We start from the raw sequence: 6,492 nt of genomic DNA on the forward strand, positions 1-6,492 counted from the left end.
ACCGATGAACGCCGTGGAGGCGCTGACGGCCGAGGTTCCGCCGGAGGGGTTGCTGTTGACCGACCTGTTGAGCGTGACCTGGGCCGCGGCGGCCGGCAGCCATGCAGAGGGTTCCCACACCACCGAAGCCAGGCCGATCAGTGAGACGAGCCTGAACATTGAACTGCCGGTCACGGTGCTGGCGTTCAACCTGGGCAAAACGGTGAGCGTGACGTTTACCATTACCCGTGACGGCAAACCTGTTACGTCATTGCCGTTGAGCCTGAATGTCGGGACCTTGCCGGTCGAGGTGCTGACCAAACCGTTGATCACCCAGGCCGCCAACAACGGTGAGGGGCCGCAATTGGATGTCAGCAATCTGAGTAGCGCTACTGTTCGCAAGACCAATTGGCCGTTGATTGCGCTTGGTCAATACGTTTGGTTGCGCCTGCTGGGAACCAACGCAGATGACACACCTTTCGACATAACGCTTTGGGATGCGCCGACTGCATATGTCAGACAAAACTGGCTAGACCACGGTTTTAATGAACAGGCCCTTAGCCTAAGTTCTCTGAGAAATCTGAAAGATGGCAGCACACTGACCATCAAGTTCAAGGCCGCGCTGGATAAAAGCAATGTCGAGGCCAATGCACTGGTATTTGCGGATCGGGTCTACACGATCAAGGCCTTCGAGGTGGTGACGCCGACCATCATCAAAGCCGAAGACTCCAAGGGCGTTGAAATCCCGCCAGCCGGCTTCACGGTCGACACCACCGTCAAGCTCACCGGGGAGGCGAGCAAGGGCCAGAAGGTCCAGATCAAGGACGTTGAGACGGTCAAAGGGGAAGCCACCGCCAACACCACCAAAGGCGAATGGTCCCTGACCCTGACCGGCCTGAGCGTGGCAGCCCACAATTTCACTGCCAAGGCGCTGTACGGTTCGGGCCAAACCTCGGACGCACACCCCCTGACCGTCACGGCGACCACAGCCCCGACCATCAGATCTGTAGAGGATCGTAGCGGCTGGGGCATCCCTGACAACGGCTATACCGTCCACGACAGAGTCACGCTTACAGGCTCCGCGTCTGCCGCTCAGGAGGTGGAAGTCTTCCTCGGTACGACCTCCAAGGGCAAGGCCAAGGCAGGAACCGACTCGATCTGGACCCATACCGTGAGCGGGTTAACGCTTAACGTGCTGCACACTTTCCAGGCCGTTGGCCAATACGCAAACAACCCGCCCTCGAACCTCTGGCGTTTGACAGCGTTAAATGGAGTGGTGCCGGCCATTACCGCCGCGCATGATTCCAAAGGGCAGCCAATAGCCAATGGCGGTCGCACGATTGACACCACTGTTCGTCTGACAGGGACGGCGAATACGTTTCTGGAGGTGGAGGTTTTCAACCACATGACCTCCACGGGCAAGACGGCCAGGGCAGATGCCCAAGGTGTCTGGACAGTTGATTTGACGGGACTGACGATTGCCGATCATTCCTTCAAAGCCAAGGCGTTGTATGGCAGTGGAACGGAGTCGGCACCGCGGACCCTGACTGTGGTCGCGGATACCGCCCCGACCATCGATTCGGCCAAAGGCTCGCCGAGCGGGGCGGAGATTCCCGAAGGCACCACCACCGTGGAAACCGCGGTGACCCTGTCTGGTGAGGCCAGCAAAGGTCAGAAAGTCGATGTGCTTGACGGCAACGTTTCCAAAGGCCAGCCGACGGCTGACCCGATCACCGGGATCTGGACACTGTTGGTCTCCGGCCTGAGCGTGGCCGCGCACAGTTTCACCGCCAAGGCGCTGTACGGTTTGGGCCAGACTTCGGATCCGCGAACCTTTCGCGTCGTAGTCAATGAGATGTTGTTAGATAATTTTGATGGTTACCCCCCGCAAGTACTTAGGCCGGGCAATCCATTAAGACTCCCAACGATGACAATCACATCATCAAATACCGCAATTGGAATCTCAAGAATCGACTTTCCTACTCCCGGGATGAAGGAAGGAAATGCATTGGTCATATTTTCTACCGGTACTGCTCGCATCGCATTGGCTTCAGAATATTCCTATGTCAAATTTTCCATTAGTTGTTACGGCTTAACAATTTTAACGTTCTATAACTCGAATGGCGCGCTTTTAGGCGAGCGTCGTCCGCCCTATGATGGTAGCTTTAATCCGTCCCCCAACTGGGTTGAATTCCAAGTTCCAGGCGAACATAAAATTTCCTACATAGAGGTTAATCAGAGCACAGGAGGTACGCAGCAGGGACATATTGATTATTTTTATATAGCACCGTAACTCATTAGTTTTTTGAATTAATGCATAGAAACATATATTAATCCATTTAATTCAAAGTATGAACGCAACACCTGGTCTATTCGGCAAGGTGTTGCCCCATACCCTTCACGAATCCAAGAATGCGTCACCGCCAAACCCGGCCAAATATAAGATTTTACCTTGGACTTCGTATCCAATGTAAAGAAAAGGAGTTTTTGCTAAAATGCCATATGACACAAGGTAGATATCGACACCACTTACCTTCGCCGTGCTCCCGCAATTCATTGCGGACATTACGCCAGTATCAATGGCCGAGAGAAACATCACAACACAAAGGCACGACCTCCGTATCCGATCCACGAAGCACACCTGTCACCAGGTGCGTTTCCCGTTTACCGTGGCATTTCCGGTGAGCAGTTCCACGGCAACACCGCTTCGTAGGTAGTGACCACTGCTGCAGCAGGTGGTTTGAGCACGGCGAGACTTTGAATACCCTGGTTGAGGAAACTTGAATCACGCCGGCTTTTCAGGCATTACGACGACATGTTCATTCCTTGTAGTAAGCGCTGGCGTCGTCGAGTTTCGACTTCGAGGGCACCGCTTGCTTCGCCGTCTCGGATCCGGTCGACAAGGGTACGCTCTGCGTGACGTTGGCCATCCGGGTGATTTCCACCTGCACTTTATCCTTGCCGAGCAGGTAGTCGGCGAGTTTCTGGGAAAACGGCCAGTAGTTCAGATCGGCTGTCAGGGTCAGCGGTCCGACGGCGTCGGCCGGCACCAGGAAGGAAAACTCTCCGATATCGTAGCCCTTGGGCAGAATGCGGTTGTCCGAGAGAATCTGCGTGGCATTCCAGACCTCGACGTCCAGCGGATTGCCGTCCTTGTCGCCTATGTGCACCTTGAAATTGCGTGTGTTGACCTCGGTCTTGCCGTCCTTGATCGAACCCAGGCGATAGATCTCGCGACCATTGGAATCCTGCACCCGGAAATCGATCCACATCTCCCGCCCCTCGGGAAAGCCGGTCGGCAGCTTGTGCCCGGCGCCGACGTTGGTCACCTTGACGGCTACCGAGGTGTATTGCCCGGGCGTCATGGCTGCCGGCACTTGCTCGAACTTTATGTCCCCGGCGCGCCCGAGCATGTCGCGTGCCCGTTGCGCGCCCTCCTCCTGACCGAGATGCTTGAGCATCATTGCATTGGCTCCGCTGAACCAATGCGAGGCGACCTCCTCGCGATCCGGCCCCATGATCGCGGCCTTACCCTTGAAACCCGGCATGTGGCATTTCTGGCAGGTCACATTGTTAAGGCTGTAGGTGCTCTCCTGCCATTCGTCATAGGTGCGCTCCACCGCCACGCTGCTGAAGGGGTGCGTGACGTTGTGGCAAGTGCCGCAAAAGTCCGAGCGGGTGTGCAGGGCGGAATACACGGTGTCGTGATAAGGCGAAACGGCATCCCTACGCGGGCCGAACTTGGTCGGCTTGCCGTTCGCTCGCGGGCTCAGGACATAGGCACCGTTATCGAGGCCCGTGCGGGCACTGATGTTGTGGCAGGTCTCGCAATCGACCCCGGGCATCGGAGTGTTCTTCGCGCTGTCTTCAACCGAGGAGCGGTTGACCTGCGAATTGATCTGGCCGGTGGTGAGACCGATCGGGGTATGGCAGCCGGTGCAGAAGTTATCGACCTTTCCCTCGGTGGCCGAACTCGCACGCTTGAGCAAGGCCCGATAGATGGGTTCATCCCAGGCCTGGGACATCATCGATGAACGCCACTGTTTGTAGATCTCCGTATGGCAAGCGCCACAGACTTGGGCATTGTCGAAGTCCTTCACATTCAGGATCAGGTTGCCGGTGGTATTGGCCCGATGGGGGAAGAACGGCATCCCGCCTATCACATGCATGAGCCTGGAACGTGCCGGCTCCAGCCACTTGTCATTACTTTGATTGTCATTGCCCTGAGGCTCGTCCGCCGCCACCAGCGTTACCGCGAGCAGGCAAACCAGCGTCCATGGAATGATCAATACCGATAACCGGTGCAGCGCTGACTTGAAGTGATACATATCGACGTCCCCTGGACAGTTGCAGAGGATGACCGCAGCACTTCCATTGAGTAGACAGGGGTATTTCGCGATGCAACCCGACGGTTCCATCAATCACTCAATGGGGGTACTGACAGCTCCACGGCGTCCCGACACCGTTCATGTGCGGGATAGCCTCGCTCAGCAATTACCCTGCCATCGATCTGAAAATTTTTACCGGCATACCTGAACGCCCCGCAAACATTGCTCTGAAATTGAAATTCACAAGCGGATGGAGACGCGACTCCTGCTGGGGAATCGCGCCCAGTAGCGGGGGGAATTCACTCCGAAATCGGGGGGATTCAGACCAAGGGCCAGTCCTGCGGTACAACCGCCGCACAACATCCGATATTCGTATTACCCTGCGGGGTTAATGAGCCGCTTTGATCCGTTACTTGGGCCGACGACTCTCTATCGCTGCAACCTGCTGCACTTATGCACCTGATTGCGCAATAGGAAAGGGTTTCTCCGCGCAGCCCACTTCGCAAATCCGGGGCCACTCGCTTTACCGGGTACGACTTACTCTCTGTCCTTGGTCGACCGAATGAGATTGCCCCGTAACTTCACAATGGCCTTCTGCATCTGCACGAAGTCGTCTGGATCAAGACCGGTTTGCGGGAAGCCGTCTTCGGTGAGGCCTTCGCGCAGTTTTCGCCCTTCTTTGGTGAGACTGATCCGCACCTGGCGTTCGTCTTCCGGGTCGCGCTGGCGCAGCAAGTACCCCATCGCTTCCAGTTTCTTCAGGATCGGCGTGAGGGTATTGGATTCGAGAAACAGCTTTTCGCCCAGGCTGCCAACGGTCTGGTTGTCTTCCTCCCACAGCGCAACCAGGGTGATGTATTGCGTGTAGGTCAGGCCAAGCCGTTCGAGCATCGGCTTGTAGGCCTTGCCGAAGGCCAGGTTGGTTGAATAGACCGCAAAACACAGGAACTCGGAGAGTTTGAGATCCAGGGCGGATGTCTTGTCGGTGTTTTTCATGGACGATCTCTTGGGTCAGTCTGGCGAGACTGAAACTATACGTCGTACGCGATGGTATCGGAAGTGCGTACAAACACCGACGGCCGGCTCCCCGGGAAGATCCCCGGTGAGCCGGCCGCAATGGGGGTTATGCCGTCAGGACGTTGATGTCGACATCAATGTTGCCGCGTGTGGCCTTGGAGTATGGGCAGATTGCATCGGCGTTGTGGGCCAACTCGGTCGCCACCCCTTGGTCCAGCCCTGGCACTCGCAGGGTCAGTCGGGCCTGGAGGAAGTAAGCCGCACCGGTCTGGCCCAGGTCCACTTCAATGTCGACGGCCGTGTCGCTCGGCAGAGTCACCTTCATCTGTTGGGCGGCCAGCCCCACCGCTGCGATATAGCAGGCCGACCACGCGCCGGCGAACAGTTGCTCGGCTTTCGGGTGCGGCTGGACGGCGGTGAGCACGTGTGCCGGTGTGTCACTGCCGGGGGACGACAGCACGATGTCGAGGTTGCCGTTATGGCCGCGCGAGGTGTTGCCTGCGCTGTTATGAGTGGTGTGGGTTTTGCCGGTTACCAGTACTTTTTCGATTTTGCTCATGGGGACTTCCTCAGTATTTAATCTTTCGTGCGATTGTATCGCATGCGATATTAATGACATTTAAAAAACAACGTTCACCAGTTGGCGTGTGCAATGATCCAGTTGTTGCCGTTTTGACCATGGGAAACGTGAGCGGTCGAGATGAACATTGTGCGGCGGCTTCCGGTGTTCATGGTTAAGTCTCCAAACGGCCAGGGTTGTCGTTGAATTTTATCGCTATCGATTGAATCGTATGCGATGGATGAATATTCAACCAAATCCCCAATGATGTCAAAGCCTGTTTTATGCTTTGGCGATGAGCGGTAGACGCGAGGTAAACCCCGCTACCCTCCCCCTCGTCGAAAGGATGATGCGCTTCTCACCCTCCAGGCCTCTGGCTACGCCCTTCGGATCGCTTTCACCCATGACGGTCAACGCTTTGGCGCTGAAAAGAAATGGACGTATTTCACTCGAAAAAAAACCGGCCATATGAGTAATGCCAGTCAGTTAAGCAATTTCAGCCACGACACCCTTTGTAGCAGCTGCCGAGCCTGCGAGGCGGCGTTCGGCTGCGAAGCAGTCGTAAAACCAGTAATCGCGGTACGTCAGGCAGACCGCGTCAGCCGGACT

General features: G+C 56.2%; 3 protein-coding genes and 1 pseudogene. 1 reads left to right on the plus strand and 3 read right to left on the minus strand.

Annotated features, from left to right (window positions below; translation table 11 throughout):
- Nucleotides 1-2,272 (plus strand): annotated as a pseudogene (locus AC07W4_RS27665) (hypothetical protein); the annotation flags it as partial.
- A 526-nt stretch (nucleotides 2,273-2,798) separates the two neighbouring features.
- Here the strand turns inward: AC07W4_RS27665 and AC07W4_RS27670 are convergent.
- The 3 genes from AC07W4_RS27670 to AC07W4_RS27680 form a co-directional block, all read right to left on the minus strand.
- Complete coding sequence (locus AC07W4_RS27670; RefSeq protein WP_495034711.1) at nucleotides 2,799-4,307, minus strand: multiheme c-type cytochrome; 1,509 nt, start codon at nucleotides 4,305-4,307, stop codon at nucleotides 2,799-2,801.
- A gap of 537 nt (nucleotides 4,308-4,844) precedes the next feature.
- On the minus strand, nucleotides 4,845-5,303 hold the full coding sequence (locus tag AC07W4_RS27675) for a MarR family winged helix-turn-helix transcriptional regulator (RefSeq protein ID WP_495034712.1): 459 nt from the start codon (nucleotides 5,301-5,303) through the stop codon (nucleotides 4,845-4,847).
- Between the two features lie 127 nt (nucleotides 5,304-5,430).
- A complete protein-coding gene (locus AC07W4_RS27680; protein ID WP_495034713.1) occupies nucleotides 5,431-5,883 on the minus strand; it encodes an Ohr family peroxiredoxin in 453 nt (150 codons plus the stop codon).
- Nucleotides 5,884-6,492: the final 609 nt, after the last annotated feature.

Source organism: Pseudomonas sp. GW821-FHT02A08 (genome assembly GCF_059422045.1).